Origin of the sequence: Janthinobacterium sp. FT14W (assembly GCF_009208755.1) — a bacterium.
Taxonomy (GTDB): domain Bacteria; phylum Pseudomonadota; class Gammaproteobacteria; order Burkholderiales; family Burkholderiaceae_D; genus Janthinobacterium; species Janthinobacterium violaceinigrum.
This window is the reverse complement of the sequence record NZ_WFLL01000036.1, coordinates 41,212-60,420: the sequence shown is the minus strand read 5'-3', so window position 1 is coordinate 60,420 and position 19,209 is coordinate 41,212. Positions and strand designations below refer to the sequence as shown.

Annotated in this window: 19 protein-coding genes, 3 tRNA genes and 1 pseudogene; 13 read left to right on the top strand and 10 right to left on the bottom strand. The window is 63.3% G+C overall.

Features of this window, described 5'->3' with window-relative positions:
• Positions 1–126 precede the first annotated feature (126 nt).
• The 5 genes and pseudogenes from GCN74_RS21260 to GCN74_RS21240 all read left to right on the top strand — a co-directional run.
• Positions 127–393: pseudogene (locus GCN74_RS21260) on the top strand (integrase core domain-containing protein); the annotation flags it as partial.
• Between the two features lie 167 nt (positions 394–560).
• Positions 561–645, top strand: a tRNA-Leu gene (locus tag GCN74_RS21255).
• A gap of 180 nt (positions 646–825) precedes the next feature.
• A complete protein-coding gene (locus GCN74_RS21250) occupies positions 826–1,890 on the top strand; it encodes an NF038122 family metalloprotease (protein ID WP_152258516.1) in 1,065 nt (354 codons plus the stop codon).
• A gap of 189 nt (positions 1,891–2,079) precedes the next feature.
• Positions 2,080–2,164 (top strand) — tRNA-Leu (locus tag GCN74_RS21245).
• 78 nt (positions 2,165–2,242) lie between these two features.
• A tRNA-Leu gene (locus tag GCN74_RS21240) sits at positions 2,243–2,327 on the top strand.
• Positions 2,328–2,424: 97 nt separating this feature from the next.
• Here the strand turns inward: GCN74_RS21240 and GCN74_RS21235 are convergent.
• Positions 2,425–3,276 carry an SDR family oxidoreductase gene (locus GCN74_RS21235; protein WP_152258515.1) on the bottom strand — a complete coding sequence of 284 codons (852 nt, stop codon included), beginning with the start codon at positions 3,274–3,276 and terminating at the stop codon, positions 2,425–2,427.
• 114 nt (positions 3,277–3,390) lie between these two features.
• Here GCN74_RS21235 and GCN74_RS21230 point away from each other — a divergent pair, with 114 nt between their 5' ends.
• The 4 genes from GCN74_RS21230 to phaP all read left to right on the top strand — a co-directional run bounded on the left by GCN74_RS21230 (position 3,391) and on the right by phaP (position 7,123).
• Positions 3,391–3,819, top strand: a complete 429-nt coding sequence (locus tag GCN74_RS21230) for a winged helix-turn-helix transcriptional regulator (RefSeq protein ID WP_152258514.1) — start codon at positions 3,391–3,393, stop codon at positions 3,817–3,819.
• 102 nt (positions 3,820–3,921) lie between these two features.
• A complete protein-coding gene (locus GCN74_RS21225) occupies positions 3,922–6,162 on the top strand; it encodes an ATP-binding protein (RefSeq protein ID WP_152258513.1) in 2,241 nt (746 codons plus the stop codon).
• Between the two features lie 47 nt (positions 6,163–6,209).
• Complete coding sequence (locus GCN74_RS21220) at positions 6,210–6,404, top strand: hypothetical protein (RefSeq protein WP_152258512.1); 195 nt, start codon at positions 6,210–6,212, stop codon at positions 6,402–6,404.
• A 107-nt stretch (positions 6,405–6,511) separates the two neighbouring features.
• A complete protein-coding gene (phaP, locus tag GCN74_RS21215) occupies positions 6,512–7,123 on the top strand; it encodes a TIGR01841 family phasin (RefSeq protein WP_152258511.1) in 612 nt (203 codons plus the stop codon).
• 79 nt (positions 7,124–7,202) lie between these two features.
• Here the strand turns inward: phaP and GCN74_RS21210 are convergent, their stop codons facing one another.
• Together GCN74_RS21210 and GCN74_RS21205 are read right to left on the bottom strand one after the other, a co-directional pair.
• Positions 7,203–7,826, bottom strand: coding sequence for a helix-turn-helix transcriptional regulator (locus GCN74_RS21210; RefSeq protein ID WP_152258510.1), 624 nt, complete (start codon positions 7,824–7,826; stop codon positions 7,203–7,205).
• An 8-nt stretch (positions 7,827–7,834) separates the two neighbouring features.
• A complete protein-coding gene (locus tag GCN74_RS21205; RefSeq protein WP_152258509.1) occupies positions 7,835–9,052 on the bottom strand; it encodes an MFS transporter in 1,218 nt (405 codons plus the stop codon).
• Between the two features lie 155 nt (positions 9,053–9,207).
• On the opposite strand from GCN74_RS21205, the gene GCN74_RS29375 reads away from it, so the two are divergent.
• From GCN74_RS29375 to GCN74_RS21190, 4 genes are all read left to right on the top strand, one after another.
• Positions 9,208–9,573, top strand: a complete 366-nt coding sequence (locus tag GCN74_RS29375) for a hypothetical protein (protein WP_226939150.1) — start codon at positions 9,208–9,210, stop codon at positions 9,571–9,573.
• Positions 9,470–9,913: an SMI1/KNR4 family protein gene (locus GCN74_RS21200; RefSeq protein ID WP_226939151.1), complete on the top strand. Its 444-nt coding sequence runs from the start codon at positions 9,470–9,472 to the stop codon at positions 9,911–9,913. Before GCN74_RS29375 ends, GCN74_RS21200 begins: the two co-directional genes overlap by 104 nt.
• 92 nt (positions 9,914–10,005) lie before the next feature.
• On the top strand, positions 10,006–11,658 hold the full coding sequence (locus tag GCN74_RS21195; RefSeq protein WP_152258507.1) for a VRR-NUC domain-containing protein: 1,653 nt from the start codon (positions 10,006–10,008) through the stop codon (positions 11,656–11,658).
• Positions 11,655–13,931 (top strand): ATP-dependent DNA helicase, encoded by a 2,277-nt coding sequence (locus tag GCN74_RS21190; RefSeq protein WP_152258506.1) that lies wholly within the window; start codon positions 11,655–11,657, stop codon positions 13,929–13,931. Before GCN74_RS21195 ends, GCN74_RS21190 begins: the two co-directional genes overlap by 4 nt.
• Before the next feature lie 5 nt (positions 13,932–13,936).
• Here GCN74_RS21190 and GCN74_RS21185 read toward each other — a convergent pair whose 3' ends face one another.
• The 7 genes from GCN74_RS21185 to GCN74_RS21155 form a co-directional block, all read right to left on the bottom strand.
• Entirely contained in the window at positions 13,937–14,365 is a 429-nt protein-coding gene (locus GCN74_RS21185; protein ID WP_152258505.1) for an XRE family transcriptional regulator, read from the bottom strand.
• A 21-nt stretch (positions 14,366–14,386) separates the two neighbouring features.
• On the bottom strand, positions 14,387–14,788 hold the full coding sequence (locus GCN74_RS21180) for a type II toxin-antitoxin system RelE/ParE family toxin (RefSeq protein ID WP_152258504.1): 402 nt from the start codon (positions 14,786–14,788) through the stop codon (positions 14,387–14,389).
• A 58-nt stretch (positions 14,789–14,846) separates the two neighbouring features.
• Entirely contained in the window at positions 14,847–15,584 is a 738-nt protein-coding gene (locus tag GCN74_RS21175; RefSeq protein WP_152258520.1) for a LytR/AlgR family response regulator transcription factor, read from the bottom strand.
• A gap of 11 nt (positions 15,585–15,595) precedes the next feature.
• Positions 15,596–16,672, bottom strand: a complete 1,077-nt coding sequence (locus GCN74_RS21170; RefSeq protein ID WP_152258503.1) for a sensor histidine kinase — start codon at positions 16,670–16,672, stop codon at positions 15,596–15,598.
• Positions 16,673–16,678: 6 nt separating this feature from the next.
• A complete protein-coding gene (locus tag GCN74_RS21165) occupies positions 16,679–17,488 on the bottom strand; it encodes a LiaI-LiaF-like domain-containing protein (protein ID WP_152258502.1) in 810 nt (269 codons plus the stop codon).
• Complete coding sequence (locus GCN74_RS21160; RefSeq protein WP_226939149.1) at positions 17,478–17,861, bottom strand: LiaF transmembrane domain-containing protein; 384 nt, start codon at positions 17,859–17,861, stop codon at positions 17,478–17,480. The genes GCN74_RS21165 and GCN74_RS21160 overlap by 11 nt, the downstream gene beginning before the upstream one ends.
• A 383-nt stretch (positions 17,862–18,244) precedes the next feature.
• Positions 18,245–19,159 (bottom strand): NAD-dependent epimerase/dehydratase family protein, encoded by a 915-nt coding sequence (locus GCN74_RS21155; protein WP_152258500.1) that lies wholly within the window; start codon positions 19,157–19,159, stop codon positions 18,245–18,247.
• Positions 19,160–19,209 lie beyond the last annotated feature (50 nt).

Genomic DNA, 19,209 nt, shown 5'->3' with positions numbered 1-19,209 from the left:
CCGTTGCTAATGCGCTGAATTCCAGACCCCGGAAAACGCTTGGTTGGAAGTCGCCGGCAGAAGTACTGGACGAATATCTACAATTTGTTCAACAATCTAGTGTTGCGAGGACCGGTTGAATCCGCCCAGTACTGCTCTACTTACTATCAAGAAATTCATCGTCGTCATGGACTAACTTGCTCCATGACCGATGGCTACGATTGCTATCAGAATGCGCTGGCCGAGCGGATCAACGGCATTCTGAAAGGCGAGTTCCTGCTCTGTCGGCCGGCAAACCTGAAGCAGGCGAGCAAAATGGTGGCGCAATCGGTGCGGATATACAACCAGGAGCGACCGCATACGGCCCTGAAGTACAAAACGCCCGATGCGGTGCATCGGGCGTTTGCGCAGTAATAAATACTGTCAACCTATTTTAGGACTGGACACCGTCCCGCCCCTGCTGCGCGCCGCGCATTTATTTCACTGCACTGCGCATTTTTTCATTGACCGCCGGGCGCGCAGCCTCTATGATCCTGCCTTCTCTGCAGAACACGCAAAGAAAGCAGCAAAGCAGCATCAGTGCCCACGTGGCGGAATTGGTAGACGCGCATGGTTCAGGTCCATGTGCCTTCGGGTGTAGGGGTTCGAGTCCCTTCGTGGGCACCATACCTAATTCGCTAAAAAGCCGCAAACTTTCACGAGTTTGCGGCTTTTTTCATTTCCGGCCGGAATAAAGCCTGTCGGTATTCCTGACAGTGGCCAGGCGCCCGCCTTGCAAGTGCCTGATTTTAAAGCTGAGCACGCTTCTTGCCTGCATGCTGGCATCCCCACTTCCGGAGTGCCGTCATGAAAGCCTGCTTCGCCGCCCTCGCGTTGGCATTGCCCGCCAGCACCCTCGCCTCGCCCCTGTTCAATCTGCACTACGTGCCCGGCACCTCGCTGCAGGCGCAGCAGGGATTCCAGGCGGCCGCAGCGCGCTGGTCGCGCGTCCTGAAGGACAATGTCACCGTCGAACTGACGGTAGGCTTCAATTCGCTGGGCGGCAACATCCTGGGGCAGACGGGCTCGTCGGAAGCGTTTTACCGCTACAGCGACTTTCGCAGCGCCCTCGCCGCCGACGCCACCTCCAGCATCGACCAGCGGGCGCTGGCGCACCTGCCCGCAGGCGACAGCTTCGGCATGCTGATCAACCGCACGGCCAACAATCCCAACGGCCCCGGCAGCGCCGTACCCTATGTCGACAACAATGGCGACGCCAACAATCAATATCTCTCCCTGAGCAATGCCGAAGCCAAGGCCATCGGCCTGACGCCGCCGCCGCAATCGCTCGATGGCTGCATCGGCAATTGCGACGGCTTCATCCAGTTCAACAGCGATTTCAATTTCGATTTCGATCCCGGCAACGGCATCGGCGCCAACAGCATCGACTTCATCGGCGTGGCCATGCATGAAATCGGCCACGCGCTGGGCTTTCTCAGCGGCGTGGACATCCTCGACCTCAACTCGCCGCCGCTGGGCGGACCATACGACGACAGCGAATTCACCTACGTCTCGGGACTGGACCTGTTCCGCTATTCCGCCGACAGCGCGGCCGCCGGCGTGATCGACTGGACGGCGGACAACCGCGACAAGTATTTTTCGCTCGATGGCGGCGCGACGCGCGGCCCCCTGTTCGCCAACGGCGCCTACCATGGCGACGGCGACCAGGCCAGCCACTGGCGCGACAACATGGGCCTGGGCATCATGGACCCGACCGTAGCATATGGCGAATTGCTGCGCCTGCGCTGGAACGACCTGATGGCCCTCGATGCCATCGGCTGGGATATCGACCCGGCCGCCATCCCGGCGCCGAGCAGCGCCTCCCTGCTCTGCCTGGCGCTGATGCTGCTGGCACTGCAGCAAAAACGCTGATGCGCTCAAAAAACAGGCAGTCCTTACCCCTTTTTCATAGGGAAAACGCTTTTTTCAGCCGAAAACGGAGTTTCTTGAAGAAAAGAGCAAAATGTTCATTGACCGAATGCGCGCCAACCCTTATTATTTTGTCCGTCGCTGCAGAACATGCAGCAGACGGCAAGAAGCAGCAAGCAGTAGCAGTACAATGCCCACGTGGCGGAATTGGTAGACGCGCATGGTTCAGGTCCATGTGCCTTCGGGTGTAGGGGTTCGAGTCCCTTCGTGGGCACCACCAGCAACGGGTTGTTTTCGTTGTAGTCCGCAGTACAGTAGTGAGACATCGCAGCAAGCAGCAACAAGCAGCATCAGTGCCCACGTGGCGGAATTGGTAGACGCGCATGGTTCAGGTCCATGTGCCTTCGGGTGTAGGGGTTCGAGTCCCTTCGTGGGCACCATTACCTAATTCGCTAAAAAGCCGCAAACTTTCACGAGTTTGCGGCTTTTTTCATTCCAGAATGCCGCGCAGTCTTCCCGACCCGCGGCACCCTCCCCTTATTTGACCAGCGCCGCCTTGACGGCGTCAAGCAGGCTCGTCGTCGGACGGCCGATCAGCGCGCTCAATTGCTTGCCACCGTCTTCCAGGCCGCCCTTGGCCGCGCCCGCATCGGAATCGGCCAGCAAGTCGGCAAAGCCTTCCGGCACGCCCGCGCCCACCAGCGCCGCCTTGAAATCGGCCTGCGGCAAATCTTTATAGACGATTTCCTTGCCCGACTGGCGCGCCACTTCGGCTGCGTACTCGGCCAGGGTAAAGCCGTGGTCGCCAGCGAGTTCATAGATGGCTTGCGGCTGGGCCGCCGTCAGCACGGCAGCGGCGGCCGCCGCGTAATCGGCACGCGCGGCCGACGAGAAGCGCCCGTTTTGCGCCGCACCCAGCACGACGCCATGCTCGAGCACGGGCGCCAGGTGTTCCGTATGGTTTTCCAGGTACCAGCCGTTGCGCAGGAAACTGTACGGCAGGCCCGATGCGCGGATGGCCGCTTCCGTGACGACGTGCTCGGCAGCCAGGCCCAGCGGCGACGTGTCGGCACGCAAGACGCTGGTGTAGGCCAGCAGGGCCACGCCGGCGCGCTTGGCCGCATCGATGACGTTCTGGTGCTGCTGCGCGCGCTGCCCCACTTCGCTGGACGAGATCAGCAAGATCTTCGTTGCACCCTTGAACGCCGCGTCGAGGCTGGCGCCATCGTTGTAATCGGCCCGGCGCACTTGCACGCCCAGTGCGGCCAGGCTGGCGGCCTTGGCCGGATTGCGCACGGCGGCAATGATGTTCGCTGCGGGTACGGATTTGAGCAGGCTGGCGATGACGTGCTGGCCCAGGTTGCCTGTGGCGCCGGTGATGACGATCATGATTTCTCCTTGGAGGGTGGATGGTAAGATTCTATAATAGGACTATTGCTTACTTATTGTAAGTACGTACCTTTTGGTAAGTATGAATTCAACTCAAATTGAAGGCCGACTATCATGTCCACAGACACTCCCGGCGCCAGCCTGCGCGCCGTCCTCGCCCGCCAGAACCAGGGCGCGCACCTGCTGGCGGCTGCCTGCCCGTCGCGCGCCGTACTCAGCCACCTGACCAGCCGCTGGGCCGTGCTGGTGCTGGTATTGCTGCTGGGCGGCACGCGGCGCTTCAGCGAACTGCGCCGTGAGGTGGGCGGGGTCAGCGAAAAAATGCTGGCGCAAACCCTGGAAGCGCTGGCGGGCGACGGCTTCGTGCTGCGCCAGGCGTATCTGGTGATACCGCCCAAGGTGGAATACAGCCTCACGCCGCTGGGGCGCGAAGCGGCCGAACGCCTGGCCGTGCTGGTCGACTGGATCGAGGATAATTACCCGCGCATCGAACAGGCGCGCGCGGAGCTGGCAACGGCGCCCGAAGCGCAAAACGCCGCCTGAACGGGCGCGGCAACCCTTGCTTTTGGTCATCAAGAATTATCGTTTACTCCTACTTGCCTTGATGTAATACTAGGCCCATGAACCGCGTAAGGGCGCGATACCATGAATCAGTTGATTTCTTCCATCGCCGACCGGGCCAAAGTGCTACTGGTCAGCAATTCGCCGAACGATGTGCGCGAACTGCTGTATGTGCTGGACCGGCATAACCTGGGCACGGGACTGGCGGGCGATGTCGACGAAGGCGTGGAACTGGCGGCCGGCGGCACGGACCTGATACTGCTCGATGCAGCCCTGGCCGGCTCGAATATCGGCGCCACCTGCATGCGCCTGCGCAATGCGGGCGGACGCCACGGCGTGCCCCTGCTGCTGATGTCGGCCACCCCCAGCGCCGAGGAACAGGGCCGCAGCGTGGGCGCCGGCGCGTCCGACTACATCAAGATGCCCTTCAATGCGCGCGACGTGGCGGAAAAAATCCTCATGGAACTGGCCCTGCACAAGGCCGAGACATCCGCGCCGCATGCCGCCGCGCCGCCGCGCCCCCTGCATCCGCAAACGCTGGAAGTCAACTACCACTCCATCCTGGCCGGCTCGCCCGACGCCGTGCTGCTGTTCGATATCGACAACCGCCTGCTGATCGACGCCAACCACCTGGCCGAAGACCTGTTCGGCATGCCGCTGGCGGAACTGCTGCAAGGCGGCATGGAACCCCTGTTTCCCAAGCTCCAGGACGATGGCCGCGCCTCGCCGCAACTGCTGGAAGAAAAGATCCGCGATACCTTGCAAGGCAAGATCGTCGTCTTCCGCGCCAGCTGCTGCCACCGCGACAGCCATCCGATCGCCTGCGAAATCCGCTTGATGCGCTTGTCCGTGCCGGGCCGCCAGCTCGTGCATGCGCGCATCATCGACTTGACCGAGCGCAACCTCGCCGAAGCGATGCGCTCGGGCCAGAGCACCCTGCTGGAAATGGTCGCCAAGGGCGCGCCCCTGACGCCCACCCTGAACCAGCTGCTGCTCCTGATCGAAGGCCAGTCGCGCGGCGTGCTTTGTTCCATCATGCTGCTCGACGATGACGGCATCCACATGCACAGCGCGGCCGGCCCCAGCCTGCCGCCCGAATACATGGCCCTGCTCGAAGGCGTGGCCATCGGCCCCGGCGTGGGTTCCTGCGGCACGGCCATGTTCCTGCGCGAGCCGGTGGTGGTCAGCGACATCATGCGCGATCCGCTGTGGGCGCCCTACCGCGAGCTGGCCGCGCCATTCGGCTTGCGCGCCTGCTGGTCGCGTCCCATCTTCGGCCAGGATGGCGCCGTGCTCGGTTCATTCGCCATGTACTACCACGAAGTGCGCCAGCCCGATGCGCGCGACCTGGAACTGATCGATACGGCCACCGACCTGGCCGGCATCGCCATCGGCCGCATGCGCCACGAACGCGAACTGCAGCGCCACCGGGCCCACCTGGAAGAGCTGGTGGCCGAACGCACGGCGGCCCTGACGCAGGCCAAGGAACACTCGGAACAGACCAACTGCGAACTGGCCGCCGCGCTGGAAAACCTGTCCATCACGCAGGAAGAACTGGTGCGCCGCGACAAGCTGGCCGCGCTGGGTGCGCTGGTGGCCGGCATTGCGCATGAACTCAATACGCCGATCGGCAACGGCCTGGTGGTCGCCACCACGATGGCCGAGCGCACGCGCGAAATCCAGGCCAGCTTCCTCGACGGCCTGCGCCGCTCCGAGCTGGGCGCCTACCTGACCCAGGCCAGCGAGGCGGACGCCATCATGCTGCGCAACCTGCAGCGCGCCGCCGACCTCGTGTCGAGCTTCAAGCAGATCGCCGTCGACCGCGCCAGCTCGCAACGCCGGCACTTCCTGCTGCGCCAGTTCATCGCCGAACTGATGCTGCCCCTGTCCACGCCGCTCAAGGCCGCCGGCCTGAGCCTGACGCAGGACGTGCCGGACGACCTGGCCATGGACAGCTATCCCGGTCCGCTGGGCCAGGTGCTGAGCAACCTGCTGGAAAACTGCCTGCGCCATGCCTTCGAGGGCCGCAGCGGCGGCAGCATCGCCATTGCCGCCCGCGGCAGCGACGACGGGCAGACGATCACCCTGTCCATCGCCGACACGGGCGTGGGCATCGCCGCCGATGCCCTGGCGCATGTCTACGACCCCTTCTTCACGACCAAGCTCGGCTCCGGCGGCTCGGGCCTGGGCCTGCACGTGGCGCACAACATCGTCACGGGCGTGCTGGGCGGCCATATCGATGCCATCAGCAGCACGGGCGCCGACAGCGGCACCACCTTCACCCTGCAGCTGCCCGCCGCGGCGCCGCAATCGCCCGCCCCCTGAGCGGCAAGCGCGCTACAATGCCGGCAGGCTTTTCTTTCGGAGCACCTATGAAATACCTGATCGCCACGGCCCTGCTGGCCGTTTGCGCTTGCGCCTCGGCCGGACCGGCCCCCTGGTACAAATGGCGCAGCAAGGTCGACGGCACCCTGTCGTGCGCCCAATCCACCCTGGGATTTGGCTGGGAACTGGCCTCGGGCCCGTACAAAGATAGCCGTTGCGAAAAACCTGCGCTTGTTAAATAATGGGGCCATGACCACACGGGGCACCGGCTTGAGATCAAGCGATGGCATTGCGGCGTCGAAAGAGTATGGAACGATAAGAACGTATCTATTCAAACCGAGGAGACCACATGTTTACGAATCCCGAACAATTTGCATCGGCCACCAAGGCCTTGTTTGAATTCCAGCTGATGACCTTCAATACCCTCACCTCCAAGGCCGTGCAAGGCGTGGAGCAGGTGCTGGCGCTGAACATGGCCACCGCCAAATCCGGCATCGAGGACAGCCTTGCCGCCGGCAAGGAAATCAGCCAGGCCAAGGACCCGAAGGCCGCCATGGCCGCCGCCGCTGCCCAGCTGCAGCCGGGCGTGGCCGGTGCGAAAGCGTATAAACAGCAACTCGACGACATCATCAAGGAAATCCACACGGAATTCACCACGGCCGCGGAAGCCCATGTGGCGGAAGCGAAAAGCAATCTGAGCGCCCTGATCTACGACGTCACGAAAAACGTGCCGCCAGGTTCGGAAAACGCCGTGGCCATCGTCAAGGCCGCCATCGACAACGCCTTCCTCGGCTACGAGCAAGTCACCAAGGCCACGAAGCAGGCAGTGAAAACGGTGGAAGAGCAGATCGCCAAGGCCAGCGCGCAAGTGGCGCAGGCAGCGGAAAAGGCGACGAGCGGCGCCACCGCCGCGGCTGACAAGGCGGCACCTGCCGCCAAGCCCAAGGCGACTAAAAAGTAAGCAGCCCCAAGAGCAAGTACCGGGGTCGTACCCGCAGGTTACGACCCCAGCCTTTACTTGGGGTCGACAAGTTTGGCCCTCACCCCACCGGCACGATCCGGTACACGCAGCGCCTGCCCCCCTCCAGCAGATATTCGCTGCGCTCCACCGTGCAATCGTCCCCCAGTACCCGCTGAAAGATGGCCAGCTCCGAGCGGCAGAAATTCTGGCATGCCGTGGCTGCTGCACAGATGGGGCAATGGTTTTCCACCAGTAAGACACTGCCATCGTCCCGCGGCTCCGCATGGGCCATGTAGCCCTCGCCGTCGCGCGCCCGCGCCAGGCTGTTCACTCTTTGCGCCAGGTCAAGCTGCGGGTCGACCAGCTGGCTGTAGGCCAGCTCGCTGCTGCGCTCGCGCGCACCGATCAGCTTCTCCAGGCCCGCGTCGCCGAACAGGGTTTTCACTTGCGCTATCAGTTCCAGGGTCAGGTCCGCATGGCGTTCGGGATAGCGCGCGTGGCCCTCCCGCGTCAACGCCCAGCGCCGCGAAGGGCGCCCCACCTTGTCGGCCACGTCCTCGAAAGCCACCAGCCCCCTGTCCTGCGCCGCTTCCAGCTGGCGCCGCGCGCCCATGGAAGTGATATCGAGCAAAGCCGCCAGTTGCTGCGCCGTCTGCGGCCCCCGCATTTTCAGCAGGAACAGGGTCTGTTCCGACGTGCTCATGCTGGCGCTCACGCCACGGCCTTCGCGTCGACGGCGCCATCGAGCTGGCGGCGCCAGGCCGCCATGCGCCAGGCGGCCCAGGCGGCGGACATGGCGCCCGCGACGAGGATCAGCCGCGTGTCGATCAGGGTCAGCACGGAGCCGCTCAAGGCGACGACGATGTTGGCGATGCAAAACGTGGTGGCCAGCAAGCCCATCACGGCGCCCTGCCCGTGCGCGCTGAAGCGCTCCGCGCACCAGCCCTGGATCACCGTGTTGTACAGGGCATTCGGAATGCCGAACAGCACGATGGCGGCGATGCCCACCCAGATATTGCCCAGCGCCAGTATCCCCACGGCCAGCGCCACGCCGCACGCATACCAGCTGGCCCGCAACAGCGGCGCATGGCGGCTGGGACCGCCCGCCAGCAGCGAAGTGAGCGTCATCGTGCCGCACAGGCCCACATTCACCCAGGCAATCTCCTGTGCATGGTAATTGGCCGTCTCGACCAGCCACAGCGGATAGAACTCGTAGAAGCTGGCCACGCCGCACGTGAGCGCCAGCTGCACGATGAACAGGGTGCGCAGCTCCTCATGGCGCAGCAGATTCAGCGAATGGCGGTCGCGCGCCACCTGCCACCACGACGTCGTCAGCAGGGACGGCGTTTCGCGCGGCAAGCCCACGGCCACCAGCACGGCCACCAGCATCAGGGCGGCAGCGGCAATCCAGAACGGCACCGTCACGCCCCACTGCAGGGTGGCGCCCGCCAGGATGGGGCCCACCAGCCAGCCCAGGTAAAACGCGCCATTCAGCCAGGACATGGCGCGCAGGCGCAACGATCCCGTCAGCTGGTCGGCCAGCATGGCGCGCGCCACGGCGCCATTTCCTTCCAGCAAACCCGTGATGAAACGGGCGACGATGAACAGCGGATAGGACTGGATCACCAGCGCCCAGGCCGTGATCGCATGGCCGATGGCGGCGCCCACGGCCGTGCGCATCAGCAAGGGGCGGCGGCCGTAGCGGTCCGACAAGGGGCCCAGCACGGCCGAACCGATCAGCAAGCCCAGCGGGTTGATGGTCAGCGCCAGGCCGAACAGCAATTTCGACGGCAGGCCCAGGAAATTGTTGAAGGCATTCGGCGCCTCGGCCGCAAACAGGGGCGGCAGGATCGGGTATGGCAGGGAGGCGCCGATGGTCGACAGCAGCGCCAGCAGGCAGGCGGCGGAAATCAGGATGATATTTTTCATGCGGGCTCGATGTATAGGGTCTGGCCAGAATACGTGGCCAGGCCACATAAGTAAACTAAAATGCTTATTAATTATGGCTGGCGTTGCCACGGTGAAGCGTGCGCGCCGTCGCCTCGGCTATCATGGTCCCACGAATCACGGCGAACAGGACAAACATGACACTGTCAGAAATTGAACACCAACACGGCTACACCTATCCCGCGCTGTACCGGCAGCTGGAGCGCGACGGCATGCTCGACGTGGGCGAATACGGACCCGACTGGTACAAACGGGTGTTTCCCACATTAAAGGATCATCCCACCTTGCTGCTGCACGCAGACGATTTCGAATTGCTCAATATCAAATCCGTGGCCGAAGAAGCGGCAAGCTTGCTCGACGAGGACGATTACCGGCGCATCGCCCCCCCGTTTCCAGTTCATCCCGTTCGCGCAAACGGGCGCAGGCGATCACTACTGTTTTTTCGCGTCCGGCCAGCACGATGGCGAGATGCCCGTCGTGCTGCTGTGGCACGACCAGGATGAAGCCCGATACCTGGCGAAAAACCTGCAGGACTTCATCTTTCACATGCTGTTGAACAGCATGGCGGACCAGGATACCTACAATGAGGTCAGCGACGGGGAATTCCGCGAACAGCTGGAAAAGACCATGCTCACGCATGCGCGCTACCTGACGCCGGAACAGGCGCAGGTCCTGCAGACGCTGCTGTCGCGCGACATCATCGACTACGAAGTGGCGCTGCCGAAGGGACGCAGGGAAGCGCACCGGGGATTGCTGACCGATACGGAACTGGCCAGCCTGCGCGACGAACTGATTCCCTACGACAAGTTCGACCACTGTTTTGCCTACAGCACGGCCAGCTGAGCATAAAATCGCTGGGCAAGCGGCGGATGAAGGTTTAAACTGTATATAAACACAGTAAAACCGATCACCTTGCATCTTGCCCCATTTCCCCCATGCTGAGAGTCCTGGAAAATCCCCTGTACTATCTGGACAATTTCCAGGATGTGCTGAGCTGGATAGCCGCCCGTTACGCCGACCTGCTGAGCGTTGAAGAAACGCAGTTCATCGCCGACTTCGGCGCCCTGCCGCTGCCGTCGCGCGCCCTGTTCGTGCGCCTCGTCATGCGCAAGGGCTGCCTGTTTCGCGCCAGCAAGCTCAATTACCAGGAAATCGGCGACACGCGCGCGGCCGCCCTGCCCTTGCAGGCCCTAAAATGGGTGGAGGCCGATCCCGCCATCTCGCTCGATGAACTGTTCGAACAACTGCTGAAAGCGGAAATCGCCCAGGCCTTTCAGCTCGCCGCGCCCCTGAAGGCGGCGCGCAAGGCCGCGCAGCTGGACGCCTTGCGCGAGCGGCATGGGGACAACAAGCCGTTTTCCGCCTGGCATCCGGCTTGCGGAGACGTGCTGTACCGCATCGGCCTGCAGCCCCTGTGCGACCGATTGCGCCTGATTTATTTTGGCAACTATCACCAGGACTGGTCGGAATTCGTGCTGTCCGACCTGGGCGTGTATCAATACGAAAAAGTGGAATTCTCGCCGCAGTCGCGGGGCTTTCGCACGCGCCAGGATATCGAACACTATGAAGTGCTGCACCAGTGCCGCGAACGCTACAACGACAGCGCGCCCGCGGACGAAGTGCTGCAGGCACTGGCGGCGCTGCCCTTGTCGCAGGACAATACCTGGCTGGCCAGCCGGCGCGACAAGCTGCGTTTCCAGATCGCCCAGCACTTGGAAAAGAGCCAGGACTGGCCCGCCGCCTACCGCGCCTACGCCGATTGCCGCTACCCGGGCGCGCGGGGCCGCGCCATCCGCGTGCTGGAAAAAGACGAGCAGCCGCAAGCGGCCTACGAACGCCTGACGATCGCGCTGGCCGCGCCGGAAAGCGAGGCGGAACAGCAATTGCTGCTGCGCATGGCGCCCCGTTTGCGGCGCAAGCTGGGCCACGCAAAACAGGTGGCCAGCGTGCCCGCCGCCGTCGACCGCATCGACCTGCTGCTGCCGTATCCAGACGCCGCGTGCTACGTGGAAGGGGTGGTACAGCAACACCTGACGCAGGACGACGCGCCCGTGTACTACGTGGAAAACACCCTGATCAACTCGCTGTTCGGCCTGCTGTGCTGGCCCGCCATCTTCAAGGCCATGCCGGGCGCCTTCTTCCACCCGTTTCACCGTGGCCCGGCCGACTTGCACAGCGCCGATTTTTATCAGCGCCGCAGCACGGACTTTGCCGCCTGCCTGGCGCAGCTGGACGACGGCAGCTACCACGCCGCCATCCGCGCCACCTTGGCCGCCAAGCACGGCATCGTCTCGCCCTTCGTCAGCTGGGACGTGCTGGACGGCGGCTTGCTGGACCTGGCGCTGGCCTGCATCCCCGCCTTTCATCTGCAGAAGGCGTTCGAGCGCATCTTGCTCGATATCAAAAGCAACCGCAGCGGCTTGCCCGATTTAATCCAGTTCTGGCCGGAAGAACGGCGCTACCGCATGATCGAAGTCAAGGGTCCGGGCGACCGCCTGCAGGATAATCAGCTGCGCTGGATCGCCTACTGCGCCGAGCACGCCATGCCCGTCAGCGTGTGCTACCTGCAATGGCAGGCGGCCGCATGAGCAACAGCACGTACACGATCGCCGTGCGCGCCCTGTGCGAATTCACGGCCAAGGTGGGCGACCTGGACTTGCGCTTTACCCCCTCGCCCACGGCGCAGGAAGGCATGGCGGGCCACGCCACCGTCACCAGCCGGCGCGACGACGATTACCAGCGCGAAATCAGCCTGTCCGGTGACTTCGGGCCTTTGCACGTGCGGGGACGCGCCGATGGCTACGACCCGGCGCGGCGCCAGCTGGAAGAGATCAAGACGTACCGGGGCGAGCTCGACGCCATGCCCGCCAACCACCGCCAGCTGCACTGGGCGCAGGCGCGCATCTATGGCCACTTGCTGTGCCAGCAGCTGAACCTGCCCGTGCTGCGCGTGGCGCTCGTGTATTTCGACATAGGGAGCCAGCAGGAAACGCTCATGCATGAGGAATGCACGGCCGAGGCCCTGCGCCGGTTCTTCGAACAGCATTGCGCGCTGTTCCTCGACTGGGCCGAGCAGGAGCTGGCGCACCGGGCCGGCCGCGACGCGCAGCTGGCCGGCATGGCGTTTCCCCATGCGGACTTCCGCCCGGGCCAGCGCCAGCTGGCCGAAGCCATGTACAAGGCCAGCAGCCGCGGCTGCGGCTTGCTGGCGCAGGCGCCGACCGGCATCGGCAAGACGGTGGGCAGCCTGTTTCCCATGTTGAAAGCGACGGCCGCGCATGGCCTCGATAAGCTGTTTTTCCTGGCCGCCAAGGTGCCGGGACGGCAGATGGCGCTCGACGCCTGCGCCATCCTCAAGGAGAGCGCGCCCCTGCTGCCCCTGCGCGTGCTGGAACTGAGCGCCAAGAGCAGCGCCTGCCAACATCCGGACAAAGCCTGTCACGGCGAATCGTGTCCGCTGGCCAAGGGCTTTTACGACCGCCTGCCGCTGGCGCGCGAGGTGGCGCTGGCCAGCGGCTTGATCCTGGACAAGGAAGCCGTGCGCGCCATCGCCTTGCAGCAGGGTATTTGCCCGTATTACCTGGGCATGGAACTGGCACGCTGGAGCGATGTCGTCATCGGCGACTACAATTATTATTTCGACCTCAGCGCCATGCTGTACGGCATGACCCTGGCCCACGACTGGAAAGTTAACGTGCTGGTGGACGAAGCGCACAATATGGTGTCGCGCGCGCGCAGCATGTATAGCGCCGAACTGGCGCAGACCGACCTGAAAATGCTGCGCAAGTTCGCGCCCGAAGGATTGAAAAAGCCGCTGGACCGCCTCGCGCGCCAGTGGACGGCGCTGTTAAAAGAACAGGATGGCGACTACCACGTGCATGCGGACCTGCCCGACAAATTCTTTGGCGCGCTGCAAGGCGTGGCCACGGCCATCGGCGACCACATGGCCGAACACGCTGCCGCGCTGGACGAGGACTTGCAGCGCTTTTATTTCGACGTGCTGCTGATCAACCGCCTGGCGGAAAGCTTTGGCGCACATTCGCTGTTCGACGTCAGCAAGACGAATACGGGAGTCAATGCCGGCTCCACCGTCTGCATCCGCAACATCGTCCCCGCCCCTTTCCTCAAGGAGCGCTTCGCGGCCAGCCACAGCACGGCCCTGTTTTCCGCCACTCTCAGTCCGTGGAATTACTACAGCGACACCCTGGGCATGCCGGCCGACACGGCCTGGGTCGACGTGGAATCGCCCTTCCAGGCACAGCAGCTGTCCGTGCGCGTGGCCGACAGCATTTCCACGCGCTACCAGCACCGCGCCGCCTCGCTGCTGCCCATCGCCCAGCTGATGGCGAAGCAATACGCGGAAACGCCGGGCAACTACCTGGCCTTTTTCAGCAGTTTCGACTACATGGAAAAGACGGCCCACTTGTTTGCCCAGCACTATCCGGACGTACCCATCTGGCAGCAGCCGCGCCGCATGGACGATAGTGCCCGCGCGCACTTCCTGGGGCGCTTCGGCCTGGACACGCGCGGCATCGGCTTTGCCGTGCTCGGCGGCGCATTTGGCGAAGGCATCGACTTGCCGGGCGCGCGCCTGATCGGCGCCTTCATCGCCACCCTGGGCTTGCCGCAGATCAATCCTGTCAACGAGCAGATCCGCCAACGCATGGGCGAGCTCTTCGGCGCCGGCTACGACTACACATATCTGTATCCGGGCATGCAAAAAGTGGTGCAGGCGGCCGGCCGGGTCATCCGCACGCAGTCGGACAAGGGCGTCGTCTACCTGATCGACGACCGCTTTTCCCGGCCGGAAATCCGCCAGCTGTTGCCCACGTGGTGGGATGTGCAGCTGGCTGGCGAATAGTCTCTTCAGGTGTTGCCAGCACGCTTGCGCGACACGCCGGGCTTCCGCCGTCCTGGGGGCTTGGCTGGCGCAGCAAGCGCGCTGTCACGAGAATCGGCATCAACTTCCTTGCTGCGCAGAAAATTCTGCAGTTCGATGCGCACGCCATTTTGCGCAACGACCGACAGCTCCAATGTCATGCCCAGCGATTGCAGAAACCGGCGCAAGGTCGAGACATAGGTATCAGTACGCTTTTCCAGTTGGGAAACGGCATGCTGTTGAATCCCGAGTTCCCTGGCAACCTCCGCCTGGGTCTTGCCGACAGCCTTGCGAAAATCCGTCAGCGTGGCGGCGTGCGCAATCATTTCCAGCATTTTTTTCTCGGACAGGGCGGCAATTTTTGCCTGCCGCTCAGTCGGCAAGCTGTGAATAACGTCCTGCAGATTTCTTCCCATGGCAAACTCCTGCTCCTAAAATCATCGATTGCCTTTGTCCGGCTTTGCTTTCGCCGCAGCCAGATTCTTGAGGTGTTGCTCGTAACGGGCATTTGCCTTGAATAACAAATCCCTGTAAAACCTGTCCTCATCGACACCTTGCTTGGCTGCCGCAACCAGGATCACCGCCTCTCGCCTTGTATCGAAGGCAAAGACCGCACGCCACACCTCTGCCCCGTTGTTGGCCTTGAAACGCAGCTCTTTCATGTTCGGGTGTTTGGGATTCTTCAACGTCCCCACATGAGGACGCCCGGCAGCCGGGCCCAGCTTTGAAAGCGCATCGGCACTCGCCAGCAATTCATCCTGGACGTCTATCGGCAAAGCATCGAATTCCACATCGAAGGCATCGTGAAACGTGACCGCCCATGTCCTCGGCGCACTCAATTATCACCTCCAGATGATATCACGCCTAGATGATTAAATATCTACGCCACAAAAAATGCTAGCCCACCAATAATCTGAGTTTTTGATACCCCGCCTTGCTCACGGGTATGCGCGTGTCATCGCGCAAGATGGCCACGTGGCTGTCCCTGGTGGCTGCCTCGATGCGGCGGATGCCGTCGATGTTGAGCAGATACGACCTGTGCACGCGCAGGAACTTGGCGGGATCGAGCTGGGCTTCCAGTTCCGCCAAGGTCTGGCTTTTCAAGTAGGACTTGCCCTCGGAACGGATGCTGATGTAATCGTCCTGCGCCTCGATGTAGTCGATGCGCGCGCAGGCGATCACGTGGACCTTGGCGCCGTCGCGTATCAGCACGCGGTCCAGGGGCGCGGCGCGCGTGGCCGCTTCGCGCGCCACCGTTTGCACGGCAGCCTGGGCGGCTGGCGTGCTGCGCTGCGCGCGCGCATGGGCCAGCGCCTGGTCGAAACGCTGTTCGCTGAACGGCTTCAGCAGATAGTCCAGGGCATGGCATTCGAACGCCTTCAAGGCGTACTGGTCGTAGGCCGTGACAAAGATCAAACGCGTCTTCGCGCCGATCAGCTCGGCCACCTCGAAACCGTCCAGGCGCGGCATCTGGATGTCGAGAAACACCAGTTCCGGTTCCAGTTCCGCGATGGCCTTGACGGCATCGAAGCCGTTGGCGCACTCGGCCACGATGTCGATATCGTCATGGCGCGCCAGGTATTCGCGCAACACGCTGCGCGCCAGCAATTCATCGTCGACGATGGCCACCCGCATTCTTGTCTGCATCATGCTTCCTCCGTGTCGCCGGTCTGCGCCGGCATCGATAAGGTCACTTCAAACGCCGCGCCGCGGCGCGCCCAGTGCACGCCCGCTTCGTGGCCGTAGGCGCTGGCCAGGCGCTGGCGCACATTCTCCAGCCCCACGCCATTGCCGCGGGCCGGTCCTTGATCCGCATCAACGGGGTTGCGCACGGCAATCTGCAGCAGGCTGCCCGCGCGCCGCACGTCGATGGCGATCAGGCCGCCCTCCGTCAAGCCGCAGATACCATACTTGACGGCATTTTCCACCAGCGGCTGTATCAGCATGGGCGGCAGCAGGCAGGCCAGCGCGGCATCATCAATGGCTTCCGCCACTTGCAGGCGGGCGCCGAAACGCACTTGTTCGATGGCCAGGAAATGGCGGATCAGCACCAGTTCCTGTTCCACGGTGATGTGCTTGTGCGCTTCCAGGCTCAGGCTCTGGCGAAAGAAACTGGCCAGCTGCACCGTCATCTGGCGCGCGCCTGCCGCATCGATAGACGTCAGGGCGCTGATGGAGTTCAGGCTGTTGAACAGGAAATGCGGATCGATCTGCGTGCGCAGCATGCGCAGCTGCGCTTCCTGCGCCATCAGCTGCGCTTCCAGGCCCCGCTGCTCGGCCATCCTGGCGCGCACGAATTCCAGCAACAGATAATGCACGGCGGCAGCCAGGCAATACAGCAGCACGCCCAGGCCGAAAAACAGGGCCAGCAGCGATTGCGTCAGGTTCACGCCCAGCCAGGGCACTTCCAGCAGCAGGCTGACGCTGTTCAGAAATTGCAGCAGGGTCGCCCACAGCAAGCCCGCGAACAGGGCCGCCACGCCCATCACGCCGGCAATGGCCAGCGGATGGCGCGCGTGCAAGGGATAGGCGCGGCACAGGTAAAACGCGGAAAAGCCCGAACCGATGGCATACACGAGCGTGGCGGGCACCACCAGCAGGACGGCGTTGAGCCTGGGCGCATGGGCCACCCTGGCCAGCACGAACGCCAGCGCCAGGCCCAGCGCCAGGCACACCACCATCACGGCCACGGCGCCGCGCCGCTTCGACAAGGGTCCGGACATGCGCGCCTAGTTGCGGATTTCCAGGCCGCCCATGATGGCGTAGCCCGTCACGTACAAACGCTTGTCCTGGTTCGGCGGCACGATGGTCTTTTCCTCGAAGCCGCCGAGGATGGGCGTGCCCTGCAGCACCACGCTCCAGTCGGGCGGAATCTTGATGGTGACGCCGCCGCACAGGGCGAATACATTGAGCACGGCCTCGCCCTGGATCGACGCCTGGCGCAAGTCGATTTCGCAGCCGGCCATGATGACATTGATATCGCCGCCCTTGAAGCGCTGCGACGACACGCGCCGCACATAGCCGCCCAGGATGGCCGTCACTTCGATGATGCTGTCATCGTCCGCCTGCCCGCCGGCGCCAGGCGCTGCCGTCGCGGCGTCCTTGTCCAGCGACACGGCGCCATTCCTGGGCTGGCCGAACGAATCAGGCGCCGGCGTGCCGTCCTGCTGCGCGGCAAAGCGCCGGCGCCGCTGGCGCTGTTGCGCGCCGGGCAAGGATTTCGACACCACGGCCACGCCCAGGCCGATGATCAGCAAGGGCCACAGCAAGTCCCAGTTCAGGTAGAAGATGCCCATGTGCTTGAGGCTCCAGACCACGCCCAGCAGCACCAGCATGCCGCCCAGTAAATAACCGTTCGCGCTGCGGCTTTGCGACAGTTTCAGCAAGCCAAACACGATCAGCGCCGTGGGCCAGAAGCGGAAGGTATAGCGCACATTGATGAAACCGAGGTTATCGAGCAGGAACAGCAGCCCCAGGCCGATGACGATAACACCCAGCACGATCTGCGATGGCGAATGCAGCGGCGGCTTATTTTTCATGCTCGGACTCCCGGTAGGCAATAAAATGTTTGTTCAACAGCGGTTCCAGCACGAGGCCCGCGCCCCAGGCAATCAGCAAGGCGGGCCAGCTGTTGTAGAAACTCAAACTCCACAGTTCTTCATACGATACATACCACCAGGCGGCGAAAAAGATCAGCCACAGGCCGCTCAGTACCTGCTTGGCGGACATGGGCGTGAGCAGCTTGTTGAGGCCGAAGACGACCAGTATCAGCGGCCAATAATGCCATAGTGCATAGTAATCGTGCAGATAGATCACATCGAGCCGGTCCAGCAGGATGATGGCGCCGATGGCGATGAGCAGCACGCCCCACAGCAGCTGGGTACGGCGGCAATAGGCTGGTTCAGGTTTCACGATCGCCCCTTGAAGTTGGTTGATCGTAAAGATACGCGGATTTCGGACGGGGGAAAACACCGCTTCGGCGAATGGCGGACAGGCAGCGGTGAATGGCGCAGCGGAAGAAACGGGAGGCAAAAAAAAGACCGGCTAGCGCCGGCCTTGAAGGGGTTCGTAGCACAACACCACGACCTGGAGTTGCAGTGTACAGCCGCGTGGCGCACCTGCGCCCGCAGCGGAAATCTGGTGCCGATCCTTGAGGCGACCGGCTGACCTGCTGGAAGATCGAACATGCCGCCAACTTCACGGCAGTGCGTCTCAACCAAGCAAAGCCATCATACTCCCGATCGCCAGAAAGCACCGTTCGCTTGCGCACACAGATGCGCTTGTACTGAGCTGCATCAAACGGCGGTGGCGTGCGGCGGCTGCAGCATGTCATTGGCGATCCATGCCAGCACGGACGGTCCCTGCGGCTGCCAGCCCAGCAGCGTGCGTGCCCGCGCGCCGCGCACGCGGCTGTTGGAGCCGAGGCCGTAGGAGGCCATCTCATAGCCCCATTCGGCAATGGCTTCCGGCAACGGCCAGTCCTGCGCGGGCCCCAGGTCCAGTGCCTGGGCGATGGCGGCCGTCATGTCGCGGAACGCCGCTTCGCCCGACTCGACAAAGTAAAACGTGCCAGCGGGCGACTTTTCCAGCGCCAGCAAATACAGGCTGACGACATCGTCGATATGCACGTTGGACCAGATGTTGCGGCCCGGCCCCACGTGGCGCACGATGCCGCTCTTGCGCGCCTGTTTCAGCAGGCGCGGCAGCTGCACGCTGTCACGCGGCAAGGCGCCGTGGCCGTAGATCAAGGTGTTGCACAGCACGCTGGCGCGCACGCCCTTGGCTGCGCTGGCCAGCACCAGGTCGTCGATGGCGACCCGGGCCGCCTTGTCGGCCGTGGGTGGCGGCAGCTTGTCTTCGTAATAAATCTGCTGCGTACCCTCGCCGCCCGAGGCGTCGCCCACGATGGACGAGCCGCTCGTGTGCAGGAACGGTTTATTTGTACCGGCCAGCGCCTCGATGATGGCTTCCACGGCGCCCCGGTGGTCGCTGCTGGCCACATTGATGACGGCATCGGCCGCCTTCGCCTGCTCGATCAGCAATGCGCGGTCGTTCAGCTCGCCCTGCACGCCCTGCACACCGATTCGGGCCAGCTCGGCCACCTGCTCCGGTTTGCGCACGAGGCCCGTGACCTGATGGCCGGCGCGCACGAGGCCCGCCGCGATGGAACTGCCGATGAAACCCGCCGCCCCCGTCAAAAACACGTTCATATCTTGCTCCCTGTCTGGTTAGATTGCTGTGAATCACACCAGGCCAGTAT

Excerpts from the sequence above, each read along its gene's own strand:
- GCN74_RS21155 (WP_152258500.1), bottom strand. The coding sequence starts at position 19,159 with ATGAACGTGTTTTTGACGGGGGCGGCGGGTTTCATCGGCAGTTCCATC.
- GCN74_RS21185 (WP_152258505.1), bottom strand. The coding sequence starts at position 14,365 with ATGGGAAGAAATCTGCAGGACGTTATTCACAGCTTGCCGACTGAGCGG.
- GCN74_RS21225 (WP_152258513.1), top strand. The coding sequence starts at position 3,922 with ATGAATCAGTTGATTTCTTCCATCGCCGACCGGGCCAAAGTGCTACTG.
- GCN74_RS21250 (WP_152258516.1), top strand. The coding sequence starts at position 826 with ATGAAAGCCTGCTTCGCCGCCCTCGCGTTGGCATTGCCCGCCAGCACC.
- GCN74_RS21220 (WP_152258512.1), top strand. The coding sequence starts at position 6,210 with ATGAAATACCTGATCGCCACGGCCCTGCTGGCCGTTTGCGCTTGCGCC.
- phaP (WP_152258511.1), top strand. The coding sequence starts at position 6,512 with ATGTTTACGAATCCCGAACAATTTGCATCGGCCACCAAGGCCTTGTTT.
- GCN74_RS21210 (WP_152258510.1), bottom strand. The coding sequence starts at position 7,826 with ATGAGCACGTCGGAACAGACCCTGTTCCTGCTGAAAATGCGGGGGCCG.
- GCN74_RS21230 (WP_152258514.1), top strand. The coding sequence starts at position 3,391 with ATGTCCACAGACACTCCCGGCGCCAGCCTGCGCGCCGTCCTCGCCCGC.
- GCN74_RS21170 (WP_152258503.1), bottom strand. The coding sequence starts at position 16,672 with ATGTCCGGACCCTTGTCGAAGCGGCGCGGCGCCGTGGCCGTGATGGTG.
- GCN74_RS21235 (WP_152258515.1), bottom strand. The coding sequence starts at position 3,276 with ATGATCGTCATCACCGGCGCCACAGGCAACCTGGGCCAGCACGTCATC.
- GCN74_RS21175 (WP_152258520.1), bottom strand. The coding sequence starts at position 15,584 with ATGCGGGTGGCCATCGTCGACGATGAATTGCTGGCGCGCAGCGTGTTG.
- GCN74_RS21165 (WP_152258502.1), bottom strand. The coding sequence starts at position 17,488 with ATGAAAAATAAGCCGCCGCTGCATTCGCCATCGCAGATCGTGCTGGGT.
- GCN74_RS29375 (WP_226939150.1), top strand. The coding sequence starts at position 9,208 with ATGACACTGTCAGAAATTGAACACCAACACGGCTACACCTATCCCGCG.
- GCN74_RS21195 (WP_152258507.1), top strand. The coding sequence starts at position 10,006 with ATGCTGAGAGTCCTGGAAAATCCCCTGTACTATCTGGACAATTTCCAG.
- GCN74_RS21205 (WP_152258509.1), bottom strand. The coding sequence starts at position 9,052 with ATGAAAAATATCATCCTGATTTCCGCCGCCTGCCTGCTGGCGCTGCTG.
- GCN74_RS21190 (WP_152258506.1), top strand. The coding sequence starts at position 11,655 with ATGAGCAACAGCACGTACACGATCGCCGTGCGCGCCCTGTGCGAATTC.